Below are 19,640 nucleotides of genomic sequence, written 5' to 3' on the forward strand. Positions count from 1 at the left end.
AACGTCTGTCGCCATCGGTCGCTGATGGCCTCTATACTAGCTCCCCGTTTGTGCACCGCTCTAGTGCATTCGGCTGGAGCGCCACACGTCCCTCCACACTCCATTCAGAGCCGCCGCAAAAATGAGCCTGTTCTCCGCTGTCGAAATGGCACCACGCGATCCAATCCTGGGCCTCAACGAAGCATTCAACGCCGATACCCGTACCAACAAGGTCAACCTGGGAGTCGGTGTTTACTGCAACGAGGAGGGGAAAATTCCACTCCTGCGCGCCGTTGTCGAAGCCGAGACGATTCGCGTCGCTCAACACGCTTCCCGTGGCTACTTGCCAATCGACGGTATTGCCGCCTACGACCAGGCCGTGCAGAAACTGCTGTTCGGCAATGACTCGCCACTGATCGCCGCTGGCCGCGTCATCACCACCCAGGCTGTGGGCGGTACCGGTGCACTGAAAATCGGCGCCGACTTCCTCAAGCAACTGCTGCCGAACGCTGTCGTGGCGATCAGCGACCCGAGCTGGGAAAACCACCGCGCCCTGTTCGAAACCGCTGGTTTCCCGGTGCAGAACTACCGCTATTACGACGCCGCGACCCACGACGTAAACCGCGTCGGCCTGCTGGAAGACTTGAACGCCCTGCCCTCCGGCTCGATCGTTGTGCTGCACGCCTGCTGCCACAACCCGACCGGCGTGGACCTGAGCCCGGCGGACTGGAACAACGTGCTGGAAGTGGTTAAAGCCAAAGGCCACGTACCGTTCCTAGACATGGCTTACCAGGGCTTTGGCGACGGCATCGACGAAGACGCCGCCGCTGTGCGCCTGTTCGCTGAATCGGGCCTGACCTTCTTTGTGTCCAGCTCGTTCTCCAAATCGTTCTCGCTGTACGGCGAGCGCGTTGGCGCCCTGTCGATCGTCAGCGAATCGAAAGAAGAAAGCGCGCGCGTGCTGTCGCAAGTCAAACGCGTGATCCGCACCAACTACTCCAACCCGCCAACCCACGGTGCAAGCATCGTCGCCGCGGTATTGAACAGCCCGGTCCTGCGCGCCCAGTGGGAAGAAGAACTGGCTGAAATGCGCCTGCGGATTCGCGGCATGCGCATTCAGATGGTCGACACCCTGGCGAAAAACGCCCCGCAGCGCGACTTCAGCTTCGTCGGCCGTCAGCGTGGCATGTTCTCTTACTCCGGCCTGACGGTTGAGCAAGTCACCCGCCTGCGCACCGAGTTCGGCATCTACGCCCTGGACACCGGCCGCATCTGCGTGGCGGCGTTGAACCAGAGCAACATCGACGCAGTGACCAAGGCCATCGTTGCGGTGATCTGAGTCGTTCGGTGATATGAAAAACGGGAAGCCGATGGGCTTCCCGTTTTTTATTTGTCGCAGATAACTCTCAACCCGACGGCCAAGCCCTCTAGACTGCACACCATCCCACTGTGGGAGCCGGGCTTGCCCGCGACGAGGCCATCACATTTAACATCAATGTTGGCTGATCGACCGCCATCGCGGGCAAGCCCGGCTCCTACAGGTTTTGTGTACACCCGAGAATTTTTACGAGAACCCACATGAAAAACGATGACCTACGCGCAGACCGCGATGAGCTGGACGACTTCGTCCCTCGCACCCCGGCCAAACGCGGGAATAACCTGGTACTGCAAGTCGCTGCGGGTGTGTTTCTCGGCGGCCTGGCCTTGTGGCTGGTACAACTGGCCGCCGCGACGCTCTACGCCAAAATGATGCTCGGCACCTTCACGTTCGGCGGTTAAGCCAGTTCGGTAGCACGCTGGCTGGCGGCGTCGTCATAGGCGACATAAAGCGACTCGGCAATCTGACTCTTGATCGCCTTGGCACTTTCCAGGCCCAAAACAAAACCCTCGGCCTTGCCACCGGCACGGTTCAAATCCTCGGCCGTGCTGGCCTGCGTGATTGCGTCGAGCAGTTTTTCGGCGTGAGGGCCGACACCTTTGGGCAAGCTGATCTGAGCGATGCTCATGCGAACACCTCGTTTGTGTGAGGTGCAAGGATTGAATGATTCATGGCGCGTACCTGTTTCGGCGAATGGCCGGTAGCGCGTGTGACCACTTCCGGGAAGCCATGGTAGACCTCTGGGACGATTCTGGTAACCGCTCATGGTCGATAAACCACCGCCTGTCCCGACGAATCGCCCAAGTTGCTATCAGGCGCTTGACTTCTCTTTTTGAATCAGTAACATAGGCGCCATTCCGCGATAGCTCAGTTGGTAGAGCAAGTGACTGTTAATCACTGGGTCCCTGGTTCGAGTCCAGGTCGTGGAGCCATCTAGATACACAAAAAAGGTCAGCGCTTAGCTGGCCTTTTTTTGTGCCTGTTTATTGGGTTGTCCCACTCGCCCTCCGCTCAGCCCTTCCCCGCAACGCAATTAATAACCCCTCGCAGTCACGCAAAAAATAAGCAGCCCGCACCAAAAAAACAGCAATAGAACATTGGCTGACGCAGTGGCTGCCTTGCAAAAGAGTGGCCTACTGCTATCGTCGAAGACAGCAGCATTTTGTATTAGTTCCAAAGCAATATGACCTGTGCCAGCGCGGGCTAAGGCTTTGAATTTGAAACGATTCAGCTGCAAGCACAGGGACAGACACTTCGCTATCGGTGACACATTTAGCCGCTCGAATGGAGCGATTTGAATAAGGACCAGCCCTTGTCTTCTTATGACTTTGACCGCAATTATTCCTCCGTTCGACCTGACTTCACCTCCTTGGTTTGGCCCGTCCTGTTCATTGCCTCGGGCGGCGCTGTGTCGCTCCTGGTTTTGACCGGGTTGGCGGCACTGCCGATAACGGCCGCGCTGATCCTGCTCGCCAGTGGCGGCGCTGCCAGCGTCTGGATTGTCCGCAGCCAGCGCAAGCTGTTTGACCAGGCGTTGAGCCAGGCTCATGCCCGCAGCCTGAGCCAACACCAGGCCGCCAGTGCCGCGTCCGCAGCCAACGGTCTGGAGGCCGTGTGCCTGGAAGCGGTGCCCATCTGGACCAAGCAGATCGAGAACTCCCGCAGCCAGACCGAGCAGGCCATCATCACGCTGAGCCAGCGCTTCTCAGGCATCTACAGCAAGCTGGAAGAAGCCGTACAGACTTCGCAACAAGCGGCGGATGGCCTGGCCGGCGATGCCCAGAGCGGCGCAGTGGTGGTGCTCGCGCAGAGCGAAACGGAGCTGACGCAGGTGGTCAACTCCCTCAAGGCCACGCAACTGAGTCGCGACCAGATGCTGGAACAAGTCCGCAGCCTCACCGACTACACCGGCGAACTGCTCAGCATGTCTAAAGAGGTTGCGGCGATTGCTGCGCAAACCAACCTCCTGGCACTGAACGCTGCAATTGAAGCTGCACGAGCAGGTGAAGCCGGGCGTGGTTTCGCCGTAGTGGCCGATGCCGTGCGCAGCTTGTCGAGCCTCTCCAGCGACACCGGAAAAAAAATGTCGGCCACCGTCGGCATCATCAACAGCGCCATCACCCGCCTGGTCGAAGTCGCCGACGACACTGCAGCGAATGACCAGCACTCGGTCTCCGCCTCCGAAGCCAGCATTCAACATGTGCTGGACCGTTTTCACAGCATTACCCAGCGCCTGTCGGGTTCTACCGAGTTACTCCAGCAAGAGAGCGTCGGCATCCGTGACGAAATCAGCGAGGTCCTGATCGGCCTGCAATTCCAGGATCGCGTCAGCCAGATCCTCTCCCATGTTCGCGACAACATGCAGGCCTTGCACCAGCACCTGCAGAACGGCCAGCGCAATCCGGATCAGCTGGAACAGATCGATGCCCGAGCCTGGTTGGCGAGCATGGAGCTGACCTACGCCACCGATGAGCAACGGCAAATCCATCACGGACACAGTTCCAGCGCCGCCAAGGAACAGGAAATCACTTTCTTCTAGCAGGAGAGCAGCATGGCTAAAACCGTAATGGTCGTCGACGATTCCAGCAGCGTACGCCAGGTGGTCAGCATTGCCTTGAAGGGGGCTGGCTACGACGTGATCGAGGCCAGCGATGGCAAGGATGCGCTGACCAAGCTGAACGGACAGAAAATCCACCTGATGATCAGCGATGTGAACATGCCCAACATGGATGGCATCACGCTGGTCAAGGAGGTTAAGAAGCTGGCCAATTACAAATTCACCCCGATCATCATGCTGACCACCGAATCCCAGGAAGCGAAGAAACAGGAAGGCCAGGCTGCCGGGGCCAGGGCCTGGGTGGTCAAACCCTTCCAGCCGGCACAAATGCTGGCCGCCGTCGCCAAACTGATCCTGCCTTGATCGACCGAATCCGGAGGCGAGCATGAACATCCGCGTAGCCACAACCAACGGCCTGTGCCAGCTGCATATCGAAGGCGAGATGAACATCTATACCGCGGCCGAGTTCAAGGCACAGCTATTGCCCCTCCTGGCCGAGCCCGGCGAGCTGGAAATCGACCTGTCCCTGGTCAGCGAAATGGACGGCGCCGGCATGCAGCAACTGTTGTTGGCCAAACGCGAAGCCACACGTGTCGGCACGACCTTGCGCCTGGTTGGGCACAGCCGCGCGGTATTGGAAGTCTTCGACCTGTGCAACCTCGCCGCGTTCTGGCGATCCTCTGGTTATTTCCAACTCGGCCGCTAGCTGACCTCAGCGTAAAAGGAATTCAGCGTGAGTATAAATCTCGATCAAGCCCTGCAAACCTTCATCGCCGAAGCCCGCGAACTGCTGCAGGATATGGAAGAGTCGTTGCTGCGACTGGAGAGCGAACCGGGCGACAGCGACACCCTGGGCGCCATCTTTCGTGCCGCGCACACCATCAAGGGTTCGGCCGGGCTGTTCGGTCTGGAGCCGGTCGTTGGCTTCACCCATATCGTCGAAGACGTGCTCGATCGCGTGCGTGACGGCGCGGTCGGTATCAATAGCGAACTGGTCGCCCTTCTGCTGGAATGCGGCGACCATATGCTGGAGCTGGTCAACGTGGTTGCCGCCCAAGGTGGTCAGCTGGATACCCCGGCACAGACTCGGGAAAGCGGCCTGCGCCAACGCCTGAACACTTACCAGGGCAACTCGCTGGCGCTGGAGCCACCCTCTACCTCAATTGCGCCGTTCAATACCGATTATCTGACCGAGGTTTGCGCGGATGACAGCGTGGCCTCCGACCTCTGGCACATCTCGCTGCGCTTTGGCCAGGACGTGCTGCGCAATGGCATGGATCCGCTGTCGTTCCTGCGCTATCTCAACAGCCAGGGCGAGATCGTGCGCATCACCACCCTGGCCGACGGCATGCCGCAGGCCGATGCCATGGATGCCGAAGCCTGCTACCTGGGCTTCGAGATTGACTACCAGTCCACAGCGGACAAAGCGGCCATCGCCGAAGCCTTCGACTTTGTGCGCGACGATTGCCTGATCCACATCCTCCCGCCGCACAGCAAGATCGCCGAATACATGGAGCTGATTGATCGGCTGCCGGAAGATGCGGCCCGTCTGGGTGAGCTGCTGGTCAGCAGCGGCGCCCTGACCCCGCAAGAACTGGAAAAAGCCCTGCACGCACAACGCGCCCCTGTTGAATCCAACAACCCGGCTGTCCCCCTGGGCGAAATCCTCGTCGAGCAGCGCTCGGTGACGCCCGCACTGGTGCAGGCCGCCCTGAACAAGCAAAGCCAGATCCAGGAGAGCAAGAGCAAAGAGAACCGCTACGTTCGCGTGGATGCGGACAAGCTGGATGAGCTGATCAATCTGGTCGGCGAGTTGGTCATTGCGGGAGCCGGCGCCAACTTGCTGGCTCAGCGCAGCCACAACGACGCGCTGCAGGAAGCCAGTTCCCGGGTCTCAGGCCTGGTCGAGGAAATCCGCGACAGCGCCCTGCGCCTGCGCATGGTGCCGATCGGCGACACCTTTAACCGCTTTCAGCGAGTGGTGCGCGATGTCAGCCTCGAACTGGGCAAGGACATCGATCTGCAGATCAGCGGCGCCGACACCGAACTGGACAAGACCGTGGTGGAAAAGATCGGCGATCCGTTGATGCACTTGCTGCGCAACGCCATGGATCACGGCATTGAATCGCCCGAGGTTCGCCAGGCGGCGGGTAAATCGCTAACGGGTACGCTGAGCCTCAACGCCTACCACGACTCCGGCAGCATCGTCATCGAGATCGTCGATGACGGCGCCGGACTCGATCGCGAACGCATCCTGTACAAGGCCCGCGAGCGCGGCCTGCTCTCCGCCACCGCCACACCGTCCGATCAGGACATCTACAACCTGATTTTCGAGCCGGGTTTCTCTACCGCGGCGACCGTCACCAACCTCTCCGGCCGAGGCGTCGGCATGGACGTGGTCAAGCGCAACATCACTGCCCTGCGCGGCAGCGTCGACCTCGACAGCCAGGCGGGTCGGGGCACCCGGGTGCGCATCCGCCTGCCGCTGACACTGGCGATCATCGATGGCTTTCTGGTGGGCGTCGGTCAGGCCACTTACGTGGTGCCTCTGGACATGGTGCAAGAGTGCCTTGAGTTGACCGAAGAAGATCGCCAAGCCACCCGCGAGCGCAGCTACCTGAACTTGCGGGGGGAAGTGCTGCCGCTGGTGTACCTGCGTGAACAGTTCAACGCCGAAGGCAGCCCGGGCCGACGCGAGAACGTGGTGGTGGTGCGTTGCGGCGAACAGAAAGCCGGTTTGGTGGTGGACGAACTGCAAGGTGAATTCCAGACCGTGATCAAACCGCTGGGCAAGCTGTTCAGCGCCCTGCGCGGCATCGGCGGCTCGACCATTCTGGGCAACGGTGAGGTGGCATTGATTCTCGATGTACCGAATTTGCTGCAACAGGTCACCCAACAGCAGGCACACAACCACCTGCAACCGGCGTTGGCTGAAGCCTGAAACTGACGTGAAAAACACGGTTGATGAACGCGCAAAGCGCTGATTCAAGGGGAACTAACGCGTGCCGAACAAGGGGCGCATGACTGACCTGCTCAATAACATCTGAAGCGATGCAACAGGCCACCGAATAAAAAATTGAACTTCATTGGGAGTTGTCATGAATCAGGCTAATCAATCAATGATCACCCGTTTAATTAATCGGTTCAGTTATAACCAGGAAGATCGCCTTAAAGAGCAAGCGCTGTTATCGGATTTAAAAGGGCAAATCGACGCTATCAACAAGGCACAGGCCGTCATTGAGTTTTCACTCGATGGCAGGATCTTGCACGCCAACGACAACTTCTTGAACACAGTCGGCTACACCCTGGCCGAGATCAAGGGCCAACATCACAGCATGTTTGCCGATCCGGCCTACAGCGCGTCCCCTGAATATCGCCTGTTCTGGGACAAACTGGGGCGCGGTGAATTCGATGCCGGCGAGTACAAACGCATCGGTAAAGGCGGCAAGGAAATCTGGATACAAGCCTCCTACAACCCGATCATGGACATGGACGGTAAGCCCTTCAAAGTCGTCAAGTACGCGACTGACATTACCCAGAGCAAGTTGCAGGCAGCCGATTTCGCCGGCCAGCTCAGCGCCATCGGCAAGGCGCAAGCGGTGATCGAGTTCTCGCTCGACGGCAAGATTCTGCACGCCAACGACAACTTCCTGAACACGTTGGGCTACACCCTCGCCGAGATCAAGGGGCAACATCACAGTATGTTTGCCGACCCCGCCTACCGCGCCTCGACTGAATATCGTCTGTTCTGGGAAAAACTCGGACGCGGTGAGTTCGATGCCGGTGAGTACAAACGCATCGGTAAGGGCGGCAGGGAAATCTGGATACAAGCCTCTTACAACCCGATCATGGACATGAACGGCAAGCCCTTCAAAGTCGTCAAGTATGCGACTGACATCACCCAGAGCAAGTTGCAGGCAGCCGATTTCGCCGGCCAGCTCAGCGCCATCAACAAGGCACAAGCGGTGATCGAGTTCTCGCTCGACGGCAAGATTCTGCACGCCAACGACAACTTCCTGAACACGCTGGGCTACACCCTCGCCGAGATCAAGGGGCAACATCACAGCATGTTTGCCGACCCGGTCTACCGCGCCTCTCCAGAATACCGTGTGTTCTGGGACAAGCTGGGGCGTGGTGAATTCGATGCTGGCGAGTACAAGCGCATTGGCAAAGGCGGCAAGGAGATCTGGATTCAAGCCTCCTACAACCCGATCATGGACATGAACGGCCAGCCCTTCAAAGTCGTCAAATATGCCACCGACGTGACGGCGCAGGTCAATGCCAACAACATGCTGGTGCAAGCGGTAGAACAAGCGCAGCACGTGACTTCAGCGGCGAAGGATGGCGATCTGAGCCAACGCATTCCCCTTGAAGGTAAGAGCGGCCCGATCCAGGTGCTATGCGCCGGCGTCAACTCGCTGATGGAAACCACCGGGGTTATTTTCGCGGACGTGGGACGCCTGTTTGGCGCCATGTCGAAGGGCGACCTGGGACAACGCATCACCCGCGACTATTCGGGTGTCTTTGGCCAGGTCAAAGACGATGCGAATGCCAGCTGTGACGCACTCTCGAACGTCATCGAGGATGTCAGTCGTGTCTTCAGCGGGCTTGCCAATGGCGACCTCGGACAGCGCATCACGCGAGAGTCGACCGGGATCTTCACTCAGGTCAAAGACGATGCAAATTCCACGGCGGAGAAGCTGACCACGATTATCGAGGATGTCAGTGCCGCGGCGGACGCGTTGGTCACCGCCTCCGAACAAGTCAGTGCCACCGCCCAGTCCATGAGTCAGGCCACCAGCGAACAAGCGGCCAGCGTCGAGGAAACCAGCGCGTCGATCGAGCAGATGAGCGCGAGCATCAATCAGAACACCGAAAACGCCAAGGTCACCGACGGCATGGCCAGCAAGGCCTCCAAGGAAGCCACCGAGGGTGGCGAATCGGTACAGCAGACAGTCGCCGCGATGAAGCAGATCGCCCAGCGCATCGGCATCATCGACGACATTGCCTACCAGACCAACCTGTTGGCGCTTAACGCCGCCATCGAGGCCGCGCGGGCGGGCGAGCATGGCAAGGGCTTTGCCGTCGTCGCCGCCGAGGTGCGCAAACTCGCCGAGCGCAGCCAGGTGGCGGCCCAGGAGATCGGCCAGTTGTCCTCCAGTAGCGTGGAGATGGCCGAGAAGGCCGGCAAATTGCTCAACGAAATGCTGCCCTCGATCAACAAGACCTCAGACCTGGTGCAGGAGATCAGCGCAGCGTCGGAAGAACAATCTTCCGGGGTGGCGCAGATCAACACGGCCATGAACCAACTGAACCAGATCACCCAGCAGAATGCCTCCAGCAGTGAGGAACTGGCCGCCACCGCCGAGGAGATGAGCAGCCAGGCCGAACAACTGCAACAGGCGATGAGCTTCTTTGCCCGGGAGTCCGATGTCAGCGACAGCCTGCACAAGGCCGTCGCGCACAGGACGCTGTCGGGCAAAAAACCGCCACAACCTCCCAAGCACCTGCCCCACCGGGCGGCCACTCACTACGCGACCAGCAGCGTCGCAGAAGCCGAATTCACTCGGTTTTAACGGGAGGTCAGCATGGGTGCTCTGATTACTACCAATCGACCCGAGGCCCTCCACCAGGAGGAAGCGCAGTACCTGACTTTCCTCCTGGGCGGCGAGATGTTTGCCATCGGCATTCTCGGGATCAAGGAGATCCTCGAGTACGGCAACATTACCAGCGTACCGATGATGCCCGCCTTCGTTCGTGGGGTGATCAACCTGCGTGGCGCGGTGGTGCCGGTGGTGGACCTGTCGGCGCGGTTCGGCCGGCAAAAGTCCGATATTACCCGGCGCTCGTGCATCGTCATTATCGAGGCCGACTCGGACGCCGGCACTCAGGATGTGGGGCTGATGGTGGATGCGGTCTCGGCGGTCCTGGAAATCCCCGCCAGCGAGATCGAACCGGCACCCAGCTTCGGTGCGCGGATACGGTCCGACTTCATCAGTGGCATGGCCAAGGTGGCGGGTAAATTCGTCATCGTCCTCAATGCCGACCGCGTGCTGTCGGTCGACGAGATGGCGAGGTTATCCGAAGTCGGCGCACTGGCGGACGCCGTGTCGGGCTAGCGGCCCGGCCGGCTGATCATCGATTCTGGTCGAGGCGTCTGGTGCGCCTCGGCCTTGATCGATTGTACATTGCAACGTCGTTCCTGGACCTGGCAAGGATGTTTGATCGTGAATGCAGAAGCGCTCAAGGATAGCGAGTTCAAGCAGTTCCAAAGCTGGCTGTATCGTGCCGCCGGCATCAACCTGAGCCCCGCGAAAAAAGCACTGGTTGCCGGGCGCTTGTCCAAACGTTTGAAGCACCATCAACTGAACAGCTACGGCGACTATTTCCAGATGATCATGGGCCATGGGGCCACTGCGGAACTGCAGATAGCCCTGGACTTGCTCACCACCAACGAAACCTATTTCTTCCGCGAACCCAAGCATTTCGATTTCCTGCGCCAGCAGGTTTTACCCAAGGCCGCTCCGGGCAAAACCTTCCGTCTGTGGAGCGCAGCCAGCTCTTCCGGCGAGGAACCCTACAGCCTGGCCATGACCCTGGCCGATGGCCTGGGCAGCACCCCTTGGGAAATCATCGGTTCCGACATCAGCAGTCAGGTGCTGGCCAAGGCCCGCACAGGACACTACCCGATCGAGCGCGCCAGCCACATTGCGCACCCCTTGTTGGCCAAACATTGCCTGAAAGGGACCGGTAGCCAGGAGGGTACGTTCCTGATCGAGCGAAGCCTGCGCAGCCGGGTGCACTTCATGCCGATCAACCTCAACGAAACACTGCCGGATATCGGCGAATTCGAGGTGATTTTCCTGCGCAACGTGATGATCTATTTCGACCAGGAAACCAAGCGCAAGGTGGTCGCGCGCATGCTGCCACGGCTCAAACCCGGCGGCTATTTCATCGTCAGTCATTCGGAAAGCCTGAACGGCATTACCGATGCCTTGAAACTGATCTCACCCTCGATTTACCGCAAGCCATGAACAGGCCCCTCGGCGGCAACGAGATTTTCCTGCAGCCCGGCGAGTTCTATTTCGGCGATGCGGCCACACGTATCCGCACCCTGCTGGGTTCCTGCGTCGCCATTACCCTGTGGCACCCGGCGCACATGATTGGTGGCATGTGCCACTACATGCTGCCGAACCGGCAGAAGCCCGGCGGGCCACTCGACGGCAAATATGCCAACGAGGCCATGGCGCTTTTTCTGCTGGAGGTGGCCCGCCACCACACGCGGCCCGAGGATTACCAGGTCAAGCTGTTCGGCGGCGGCACCATGTTCCCCGGCTACAGCGAGGAAACCAGCGTCGCCCAAAGCAATATCAACGCCGCGCGCCTGTTGGTCACGCGTCACCATTTGCGCCTGAGCGCCGAGGATTTAGGACGCAACGGGCACCGTGACGTGATCTTCGATATCAGCAGCGGCCATGTCTGGGTCCGCCATCAAGACTTGAACGAGAGCTAAAAGCGCCTATGAAAAAAATCAAGGTTCTGCTGGTCGACGACTCTGCCGTGGTACGGCAGGTGGTGCTGGCGTTGCTGGAGCGCGAGCCGGATATCCAGGTGATTGGCGCCGCCTCCGACCCCCTCTTCGCCATGGACAAAATGGCCAAAGAGTGGCCCGACGTGATTGTGCTGGACGTGGAAATGCCACGCATGGACGGCATCACCTTCCTGAAAAAAATCATGGCCGAGCGCCCTACTCCGGTGGTGATCTGCTCAACGCTCACGGAACGAGGCGCGGAAACCACGCTCCAGGCCCTTGCCGCCGGGGCCGTGGAAATCATTACCAAGCCCAAGGCCGGCCTGAAAGGTTTTCTGGAACAATCCTCCGCCGAACTGGTAGCGGCGGTCAGGGCCGCCGCCCAGGCCAACGTCAAGCAACTGGTCAGGAACGCCGCAGCGCATACGCCGGTGGGCGCCAAATTGAATGCCGACGCCATTCTGCCGCCCTCCAGCGGCCAGGCCATGGCGCAGACCACGGAGCGGATTGTCGCCATCGGCACCTCCACCGGTGGCACCCAGGCACTGGAACGGGTGCTGACCGCACTGCCACGGGTTTGCCCGGGCATCGTCATCGTGCAGCACATGCCGGAAAAATTTACCGCCTCGTTTGCTGCGCGCTTGAACACGCTGTCGCAGATAGAAGTGCGCGAAGCGAAGAACAACGACCGAGTGATTCCCGGCCTGGCCCTGATCGCCCCCGGCGGCAAGCACATGCTGCTCAAGCGCAGCGGCGCCTACTATCACGTCGAGGTCGTCGATGGCCCACTGGTCAACCGTCATCGCCCGTCTGTGGACGTGCTGTTTCGTTCGGTGGCCAAGTTCGCCGGGAAAAATGCCACCGGCATCATCATGACCGGCATGGGCGATGACGGTGCCCGTGGCTTGAAGGAATTACATGCGACCGGGGCACGCACCTACGCTCAGGATGAAGCCAGCTGCGTGGTGTTTGGCATGCCCAAAGAGGCGATCAAACTGGGTGGAGTGGACCGGGTGATCGCCCTGGACGACATTCCCAGAGCGATCACCAATGGCAGGTAACGCGCGTCGTTGGCAGGGAATTTACTGTTGCAAGATGAACGTGCTCAGGGTGTGCAGATCATCCGGGCTTAACTGCGCAAAAGGCGGCATCGGAATGTCCCCCCATTTGCCGGTACCGCCGTGCTGAATGCTCGACGTGACCTTGGCCAAAGCCTGCGGATCGTTGGCGTACTTGGCTGCCACCTCGTGATAGGCCGGGCCTACAATCTTGTGATCGATGGCGTGGCAGGACAAACAGGCGTTGCCCTGGAGCAATGCCATGGCATCGACTTTGGCCACGGGCGCTGCCGGAGGCTGGCTTGCCGGCGGGTTCGAGGCTGCCTGCACCTCGGCATCGTTCGCATGAGCACTGCCGTAAGTGACCGCCAGGTAAGCGCCGATCACGCTCACATCCTGATCACTGATCGGCGCCCCGTACACGTGCTGCATCTTGCTCGCCTCTCCCGTCCACTGCGCCAGGGTCATGCCGGGAGGCTGGAAGTTGATGTAATCCGCGGAATGGCAGGTGGAGCATTTCTGTTGGGCCAGTTGATAACCTGGCAGCGCATTGGGTTTGAGCACTGCCGTTTCGGGCGGCAAGGTGATCGAGAGCGGCGCTGCGCCAGCCAGGCCAATCCAGCCAACCTGAGCCGCGCACAGCAAAGTGGTCATGCGTTTCATAAGTTTCATGCAGGCCCCTCAGGCGACAGTCACGTGGCTGGTTTCTATGACGTGGCGGCGGTAGCCCCCCGGGTTCCAGTCGGCTTGCAGCGGCTGCGTCTCGCCCGCACTGTTACTGGCTCGCACCATCAACTGCGTGGCGCCCTTGCTGGTAAAGGTGATCGGTAGCGTCCACTCCCGGAAGGAGAAACGGCCAAGGTCCTGACCCAGTTTGGCTTCGCGCCAGTTTTTCCCGCCGTCGATGGAAACTTCCACCTTGTTGACGCCTGCGCCGCCGTCGAATGCGATGCCCTTGAGCACCACGCTTTTATTCAGCGGCAACACATCGCCATGTTTGACGCTGGTGATAAAGCTGCGCACCGGCAGTTTGGAAATCGGCTTGGTTTGCGCCGCCGTAGTGCCGGGGGCGATGCAGAAGCAATCGTTGTCGGGTACGCGTAAACTTTGGCCATGAAAAAACCGTCGTAGGTGCGGTCGACGACTTCGATCTCGCTCAGGTGCTTGACCCAGTACGTGCCGAAATACCCCGGCACCACCAGACGTATCGGGTAACCGTTGAGGAATGGCAGATCAGTGCCGTTCATCGACCAGGCGATCATCGGCTCACCGTCCATGGCGTGACTGATGTCCAGCGCCTTGATGAACTCCGGAGTGCTAGGCAGCACGGGCTTATCGAGCCCACGGAAGGTCACCTGTTGAGCGTCGGCTTTCACACCGGCCTTTTCCAATACTGCCTTGAGTGGGACGCCCACCCAGCGGGCATTGCCCATTGAACCGTTGCCCAATTGAGCACCGAACACGCGCGGCATCGAGAAGCCACGGCTGTTACCCGAACACTGATTGACGGCGACCACTTCTACCGGCTCGGCGAGGGCTTTCAGCTCCGCCAGGGAAAGGGACAGCGGCGTATTGACCGAGCCCTTGATCGTCAGACGGAAGGTGTCCGGATCGATGCTGGTAGGGAAATTGGCCAGGTGATAACGCACGAAAAAGGCGTCATTGGGCGTGATCGGCCCTTCATTGAAAACCGGGAACAGCGTCTCAAGGTGCGGCGGGCGAGTGGTTACCAAGGTCAACGGACGCTTTTGCGGGTATTGCACCAACGGCCGTGGGCCAGCCGCGAAGGTGACTTCTTCGGCGGCTTCGTCAGCTGGCCCGGTTTGCTCGGCAGCCTTGGCAAGACTTGCCAACGGAGAAGCCGCAAAAGCCAGGACGAAGGTATCGCGTAGCACGCGCCGGCGGCTCGGCTGGCTGTTGTCTATAAAACTGAACTTCATTCTGCGCTCTCTATAATTGTTTTACTGAGATGCAACTGACCGCTCTCCCCCGCCAGGCTTGATGGGTAAACGGGGACTCGCAGGGAAACCAGTATCGCCACGAGCACGTCGACCGCTTTTCATTTGACGTCAGTGACTTCACATTTGACGACAGGCTTGGTTGGTCAGCACCGTCGCCAGAGCGTAGTTCAGGCAATAAATAAGGCGCCCCGAAGGACGCCTTATTCATAGTTTCATGTCTTGAGTGTTGTCAGACATGTTCACTGCTTTTCGCATGCGCAGCACGCGGCTCGCCATGCCCATGGTCAGCCTCCACCACCGGGATTTCTTTCCCGTCGCAGTCATGCAGCTTGCCTTCACTGAAGTAATCCCCTTCACGCAGCGCTGCCAGATCCTGATAGCGCAGCACTCGCTCCGTACCGGCCGCAAACACCGACTGCTGATCCGAGTTACCGGCCGTGAGGTGGTTGAAGGTCAGGTTCAGCACAATCGCCATGATCGCCGACGAGCTGATGCCCGAATGAAAAATCGTTGCGAACCAGCTTGGGAAGTGGTCGTAGAAGTTCGGAGCAGCAATCGGAATCATGCCGAAACCGATGGAGGTAGCGACGATGATCAGGTTGACGTTGTTGCGGTAATCAACCTTGGACAGCGTACGGATACCACTGGCCGCCACGGTGCCGAACAGCACGATACCGGCGCCGCCAAGGACCGACGTCGGCACGGCGGCGATGACCCGCCCCATGAAGGGCAGCAAACCGAGGATCACCAGGAACAAACCGCCCGTGGCGACCACGAAGCGGCTCTTGATTCCGGTCACCGCCACCAGCCCGACGTTCTGGGCGAAAGCGCTTTGGGTGAACGAACCGAAGATCGGCGCGATCATGCTCGACAGCATGTCGGCGCGCAGGCCGTTGCCCAGGCGTTTGGAGTCGACTTTGGTGCCGATGATTTCACCGACGGCGAGGATGTCCGCCGAGGTTTCCACCAGTGTCACCATGACCACAATGCACATCGACAGGATGGCGGCGAAGTGGAAGGTCGGCGTGCCGAAATGGAACGGCGTCGGGAAGCCGAACATCGGGCCCTGGGTGACAGACGAGAAGTCTGCCATGCCGAGGAACACCGCGATGACTGTACCGATAACCATCGCTAGCAGAATCGACAACCGGGAGATAGTCGCGCTGCCAATCTTGCTCAACAGCAGCACCAGCACCAGCGTCACCGCTGCCAGGCCAATGTTCGCCATGCTGCCGAAGTCCGGCGCATGGCTGTTGCCGCCCATGGCCCAGCGTGCCGCCACCGGCATCAGCGTCAGGCCGATGGTGGTGATCACGATGCCCGTGACCAGCGGCGGGAAGAACTTGGTGATGCGTGAGAACACCGGCGTGATCAGCAAGCCAATCAACGACGCGGCAATCACCGCCCCGAGAATCGACTGAAACCCGCCCTCCCCGCCACTGCTGACAATCGCCACCATGGTCGCGACGCCAGAGAACGACACGCCCTGTACCAGCGGCAACTGACAACCGAAAAACGGTAAACCAAGGGTCTGCAATAACGTCGCCAGCCCCCCTGCAAACAATGAAGCAGCAATCAACAAACCGATGTCCGCCGGCGAAAGCCCGGCCGCCTGACCAATGATCAAAGGCACCGCAACGATGCCGCCGTACATGGTCAGAACATGTTGCAGGCCGTAAGCCATATTCGCGCCGATCCCAAGGTTTTCATCCTCGGGCCGTTGGTGTGAAACATGGGGCGTTTTCATAGTTAGGGGGTTCCCTGGTTTTTGTTATGCGCACACTGTATGCAAGACTCAGGACAAATGTCTATAGAGTTGTATACAACTCCCCAGTCAGATTATGGACAGGTGTCCATTTCGGCCTTATCTGTGCGGCTTGCTGGCTCCTCAAAATTTTTGAAATACATCGTTATCTCCGGTTTACCCATTCCCCACTAGGCTGCTGCATTCCAAGCGACCGCCGGCACGGACGCCTCTCGCTTATACATATAACGTATGCATAATGAAGTCATTCGAAATTCAGTTTCACAAGGCAAAAAACGCAGCCAACAAATTAAAGCACCAAGGCATCAGCCTTTCAGAAACGGAGCCGGTGTTCTATGACGAGCGGGCCCTTACGTTCCAGGACCTCCACCATGATGAACAGCGGTGGATCATCATAGGAATGGATGCAAAAGGTCGCCTGTTGGTCGTTGCGTATCGAGATCCGAATTTCGTTCGAATCATTTCCGCGCGCATCGCTACCAAAAACGAGCGTCGCCGGTACATGGAGTATTGACCAATGAAAGACGAATACGACTTCAGCAATGCCAAGCGTGGCGCCATCGCCAGCAGCAAAGGCAAAACCCGAATCACCATCATGCTGGACGATGCCGTCATAGAGGCGGCTCGCTCTCTTGCCGAGAGCGAGGGCTTTGGCTATCAGACGGTGATCAATAACACCTTGCGTCAGGCGCTGCTCAATCGCCGGGAAACACCCGTTGAGCTCGATCAGCGCACGGCTGTCGGGAATGCCAGGCATTTCAAGGAAGGGATAACCCCTGGCGAACTGAAGGACCTCGAGAAAAAATTAACCGAGGTGCTCAGTGAGATTCATCGGGTGATGGCGCCTTGAACACACCGCTCTGAGGCCGCAAAAAACACGGGCTCAGCTTGGGCGAATCAATCGCTTAAGCACGGTCCTTAATACCTCGTGTTCCGGCACCCGAATCGCGAACTCGTCCTGCAGTACCCCGACCAACTCGTCCACATCCGCCACCTGCCGCCGTTCGCTTTCGCGACCGACCCGGTGTATCGCAAAGCTGCCGTTATTCAGCGTACGGCGCCAGCCGTCTCCGGTCCGGGCGACCATCAACTGCCGCGCAAACGACGACTCGGGATGGGTGGAGACGTACCAGTTGCCGACGGTGTAATCGGTATCTTCCTGGCGCTGCAGGTCGAAAATGTACATCGGCCGCCACTCGCCGCCGACGTTGGCCCGCAGGGTGTAGCCGTCTTCATGGCGTTCAATGCGATACGGTTCATGGGGGGTGAGTTGTTCAGCGTCGGTATCGAGTATCAGGGGTGCGGTGGGGACCATGCCGCCGAAGCCGACGTCAGTGATGTAGCGCACGCCGTCCAGCGTAACCAGGCTCAAGCGGTGCGTGCGCGCAGTCCACGCGCCTTCGGGTTGGCCCATTACGACACGGCCGGTAATGCCGCGAGCATCGAAGCCCAGTTCCTGGAGCAAGGCCAGAAACAGGTTGTTGAGTTCATAGCAATAACCACCGCGACCGTCGAACAGGACTTTCTGCTCGATGGACGGCAGGTCAATCAGCACCGGCTCGCCCGACAACGTGGTGAGGTTTTCGAACGCGAAGGCACCGGTGTGGCGCAGTTGCAGCAGACGCAGGGTTTCCAGGGTCGGCGCCGGTGGGGCGTCGAAGCCCAGGCGCTGTAGATACAACGCAAGGTGGGTCAGGCGTGGCTCGCTCATTGCTCAGTCCTTATGCTTGGGCCGCGGATCTCTCCGCCGATGGCCGCCATGTATAAGGGATAACGCGGTGCCACTGACAATTGATTTAGCCAATCAACCCACTGGCCAACATCAATGTCGCTTGCGCGAACTCACACGAATCCACGTCGGCGCGTGATCACTGGCATGCGGCTCATTGCGCACCCAGGCATCGACACCCGCCTCTTGCAGATAAGGACTCAGCGCCGGGTTCAGCAACAGGTGATCGATACGCAGCCCGGAATTGGTCTGCCAGTGTTGGCGGAAATAATCCCAGAAAGTGTAAAGCCGATCCTCGGGATACAAATGACGCAAAGAATCAGTCCAGCCCTGATCCAGCAAGCGTTGATAACACGCGCGGCTTTGTGGTTGCAGCAACGCATCCTTGAGCCAGGAGCGTGTGTTGTAGATGTCCAGATCGGTGGGCACCACGTTGTAGTCGCCGGCCAGCACCACGGGGTGCTCGCTGCTCTGCAGATCCTTGGCATAGGCGATCAGCCGCTCGAACCACGCCAGTTTGTAATCGAATTTCGGCCCCGGCTGCGGGTTGCCATTGGGCAGATACAGACACCCCACCAGCACGCCGTGCACTGCCGCTTCCAGATAGCGACTGTGGGTGTCCGTGTCGTCACCCGGCAAACCGCGTCGACTTTCCAGCGGTTGCGCATCCCGCGCCAGAATCGCCACCCCGTTCCACGACGCCTGCCCCTGCCAGAGGGCGCCATAGCCGACCGCTTCAAGCTCGGCAACCGGAAACGCCGAGTCGACCGACTTGAGCTCCTGCAGACACGCGATGTCCGGTTTTTCCCGTTCCAGCCACGCCAACAAGTTGGGCAGGCGTGCGCGCAGGCCGTTGACATTGAAGGTAGCGATTTTCAGGTTTTTCATGGTCCGAGGCTCGCAACGGATTGGCGGTATCCGGTTGTGACCCGATTGCGTGGCGACAGTTGCCATGACCCGCGCAGCAGGCGATTAAAGGTCTCAGTAGCGCACTTGCCAATCGACGACGGCTCCCCTTGTACCTGATGCCGTGCCATGCATTCGAGGTGCTGGACTGTGTGCGGGTGCAATTCACCACCGGCGAAAACAACCAGGGGGCGGTGCGGCTTAATCTCGAGAAGAAACTGGCGGAATACGTCCCTCGATAACACCTCAAAACACTGTAGGACTGAGCCTGCTCGCGATGGCATCAGGTCTGTCAAAGCTGAGTCGGATGAAAGGACGCTATCGCGAGCAGGCTCACTCCTACAATGATTCACTCCCAACCAGGGTGTTAAGCACTGCCACTCGTCATCCAACCGGCACCAACCACCCCGCCCTTCGCACCAACATCAGGTAACGACTCAGTTTTTGGAGACGAACCATGATGACCAAAAAATTCACATCGCTGTTACTCGCTGGCTTGTTAGGCGTCGCCTCGGCAGCCACGTTTGCAGCGTCCAACGAAGGCACCCGCTCGACCGGCTCCCAGTCCGGGACCAGCAGCGGCTCGAACACGTCAACCGACCACACTCCCGGCACGCCGCCGGCCGGAAGTAACACGGACTCGGGCGGCGGCACCGGCACCGGGACTAATGGCGGCGCCAGTGGTTCGGGCTCCGGAGCAGGTGGCGGAACCGGGGCGGCGGGTGGCGGAACCGGAGGTGCCGGGGGTGGAACGGGCAGCTGAACGAATAAAAGCA

At 59.5% G+C, this 19,640-nt stretch carries 17 protein-coding genes, 1 tRNA gene and 5 pseudogenes; 17 read left to right on the top strand and 6 right to left on the bottom strand.

Annotated features, from left to right (window positions below; translation table 11 throughout):
• The first annotated feature begins 121 nt into the window (after window positions 1–121).
• On the top strand, window positions 122–1,318 hold the full coding sequence (locus tag H8F22_RS03870) for an amino acid aminotransferase (protein WP_027921603.1): 1,197 nt from the start codon (window positions 122–124) through the stop codon (window positions 1,316–1,318).
• 239 nt (window positions 1,319–1,557) lie between these two features.
• A complete protein-coding gene (locus H8F22_RS03875; RefSeq protein ID WP_027921604.1) occupies window positions 1,558–1,758 on the top strand; it encodes a hypothetical protein in 201 nt (66 codons plus the stop codon).
• Here H8F22_RS03875 and H8F22_RS03880 read toward each other — a convergent pair.
• Window positions 1,755–1,985, bottom strand: a complete 231-nt coding sequence (locus tag H8F22_RS03880) for a hypothetical protein (RefSeq protein ID WP_027921605.1) — start codon at window positions 1,983–1,985, stop codon at window positions 1,755–1,757. The two genes, H8F22_RS03875 and H8F22_RS03880, sit on opposite strands and share 4 nt — an antisense overlap.
• Window positions 1,986–2,213: 228 nt before the next feature.
• Here H8F22_RS03880 and H8F22_RS03885 point away from each other — a divergent pair.
• The 11 genes and pseudogenes from H8F22_RS03885 to H8F22_RS03930 all read left to right on the top strand — a co-directional run bounded on the left by H8F22_RS03885 (window position 2,214) and on the right by H8F22_RS03930 (window position 12,506).
• Window positions 2,214–2,289, top strand: a tRNA-Asn gene (locus tag H8F22_RS03885).
• 941 nt (window positions 2,290–3,230) lie between these two features.
• On the top strand, window positions 3,231–3,896 hold the full coding sequence (locus H8F22_RS33035) for a methyl-accepting chemotaxis protein (RefSeq protein ID WP_371258929.1): 666 nt from the start codon (window positions 3,231–3,233) through the stop codon (window positions 3,894–3,896).
• A 12-nt stretch (window positions 3,897–3,908) separates the two neighbouring features.
• Window positions 3,909–4,277, top strand: coding sequence for a response regulator (locus tag H8F22_RS03895; protein WP_027921610.1), 369 nt, complete (start codon window positions 3,909–3,911; stop codon window positions 4,275–4,277).
• Between the two features lie 22 nt (window positions 4,278–4,299).
• Complete coding sequence (locus tag H8F22_RS03900; protein ID WP_194939773.1) at window positions 4,300–4,620, top strand: STAS domain-containing protein; 321 nt, start codon at window positions 4,300–4,302, stop codon at window positions 4,618–4,620.
• A 27-nt stretch (window positions 4,621–4,647) separates the two neighbouring features.
• Window positions 4,648–6,855, top strand: a complete 2,208-nt coding sequence (locus H8F22_RS03905) for a chemotaxis protein CheA (RefSeq protein WP_194939774.1) — start codon at window positions 4,648–4,650, stop codon at window positions 6,853–6,855.
• A gap of 178 nt (window positions 6,856–7,033) precedes the next feature.
• A pseudogene (locus H8F22_RS32515) lies at window positions 7,034–8,197 on the top strand (PAS domain-containing protein); the annotation flags it as partial.
• A gap of 414 nt (window positions 8,198–8,611) precedes the next feature.
• Window positions 8,612–9,490: pseudogene (locus tag H8F22_RS32520) on the top strand (methyl-accepting chemotaxis protein); the annotation flags it as partial.
• A 12-nt stretch (window positions 9,491–9,502) separates the two neighbouring features.
• Complete coding sequence (locus H8F22_RS03915) at window positions 9,503–10,033, top strand: chemotaxis protein CheW (protein WP_059181218.1); 531 nt, start codon at window positions 9,503–9,505, stop codon at window positions 10,031–10,033.
• Window positions 10,034–10,141: 108 nt separating this feature from the next.
• On the top strand, window positions 10,142–10,948 hold the full coding sequence (locus H8F22_RS03920; RefSeq protein ID WP_407692645.1) for a CheR family methyltransferase: 807 nt from the start codon (window positions 10,142–10,144) through the stop codon (window positions 10,946–10,948).
• Window positions 10,945–11,464 (top strand): annotated as a pseudogene (locus tag H8F22_RS03925) (chemotaxis protein CheD); the annotation flags it as partial. The gene H8F22_RS03920 and the pseudogene H8F22_RS03925, both read left to right, overlap by 4 nt.
• Window positions 11,436–12,506, top strand: a complete 1,071-nt coding sequence (locus H8F22_RS03930; RefSeq protein ID WP_027921616.1) for a protein-glutamate methylesterase/protein-glutamine glutaminase — start codon at window positions 11,436–11,438, stop codon at window positions 12,504–12,506. The pseudogene H8F22_RS03925 and the gene H8F22_RS03930, both read left to right, overlap by 29 nt.
• A gap of 21 nt (window positions 12,507–12,527) precedes the next feature.
• Here H8F22_RS03930 and sorB read toward each other — a convergent pair whose 3' ends face one another.
• From sorB to H8F22_RS03945, 3 genes and pseudogenes are all read right to left on the bottom strand, one after another.
• Window positions 12,528–13,175 (bottom strand): SorB family sulfite dehydrogenase c-type cytochrome subunit, encoded by a 648-nt coding sequence (gene sorB / locus H8F22_RS03935; protein ID WP_027921617.1) that lies wholly within the window; start codon window positions 13,173–13,175, stop codon window positions 12,528–12,530.
• 9 nt (window positions 13,176–13,184) lie between these two features.
• Window positions 13,185–14,443, bottom strand: a pseudogene (sorA, locus tag H8F22_RS03940) (SorA family sulfite dehydrogenase catalytic subunit).
• Window positions 14,444–14,693: 250 nt separating this feature from the next.
• Complete coding sequence (locus H8F22_RS03945; protein WP_027921619.1) at window positions 14,694–16,211, bottom strand: nucleobase:cation symporter-2 family protein; 1,518 nt, start codon at window positions 16,209–16,211, stop codon at window positions 14,694–14,696.
• Between the two features lie 256 nt (window positions 16,212–16,467).
• On the opposite strand from H8F22_RS03945, the gene H8F22_RS03950 reads away from it, so the two are divergent.
• Both H8F22_RS03950 and H8F22_RS03955 read left to right on the top strand, forming a co-directional pair.
• Window positions 16,468–16,743, top strand: a complete 276-nt coding sequence (locus H8F22_RS03950; RefSeq protein ID WP_059181222.1) for a BrnT family toxin — start codon at window positions 16,468–16,470, stop codon at window positions 16,741–16,743.
• Between the two features lie 3 nt (window positions 16,744–16,746).
• Window positions 16,747–17,079: a BrnA antitoxin family protein gene (locus tag H8F22_RS03955; protein ID WP_059181223.1), complete on the top strand. Its 333-nt coding sequence runs from the start codon at window positions 16,747–16,749 to the stop codon at window positions 17,077–17,079.
• Between the two features lie 33 nt (window positions 17,080–17,112).
• On the opposite strand, the gene H8F22_RS03960 is transcribed toward H8F22_RS03955, so the two are convergent.
• Window positions 17,113–17,940, bottom strand: coding sequence for an arylamine N-acetyltransferase family protein (locus H8F22_RS03960; RefSeq protein ID WP_059181224.1), 828 nt, complete (start codon window positions 17,938–17,940; stop codon window positions 17,113–17,115).
• Window positions 17,941–18,051: 111 nt separating this feature from the next.
• Window positions 18,052–18,846 (bottom strand): exodeoxyribonuclease III, encoded by a 795-nt coding sequence (gene xth, locus H8F22_RS03965; protein ID WP_059181225.1) that lies wholly within the window; start codon window positions 18,844–18,846, stop codon window positions 18,052–18,054.
• 131 nt (window positions 18,847–18,977) lie between these two features.
• Between xth and H8F22_RS32530 the strand changes: the two are divergent.
• Together H8F22_RS32530 and H8F22_RS32535 are read left to right on the top strand one after the other, a co-directional pair.
• A pseudogene (locus tag H8F22_RS32530) lies at window positions 18,978–19,052 on the top strand (GNAT family N-acetyltransferase); the annotation flags it as partial.
• Window positions 19,053–19,321: 269 nt separating this feature from the next.
• Complete coding sequence (locus tag H8F22_RS32535; RefSeq protein ID WP_081743874.1) at window positions 19,322–19,627, top strand: hypothetical protein; 306 nt, start codon at window positions 19,322–19,324, stop codon at window positions 19,625–19,627.
• The last annotated feature ends 13 nt before the right edge of the window (window positions 19,628–19,640 follow it).

Origin of the sequence: Pseudomonas mucoides (genome assembly GCF_015461845.1) — a bacterium.
Taxonomy (GTDB): domain Bacteria; phylum Pseudomonadota; class Gammaproteobacteria; order Pseudomonadales; family Pseudomonadaceae; genus Aquipseudomonas; species Aquipseudomonas mucoides.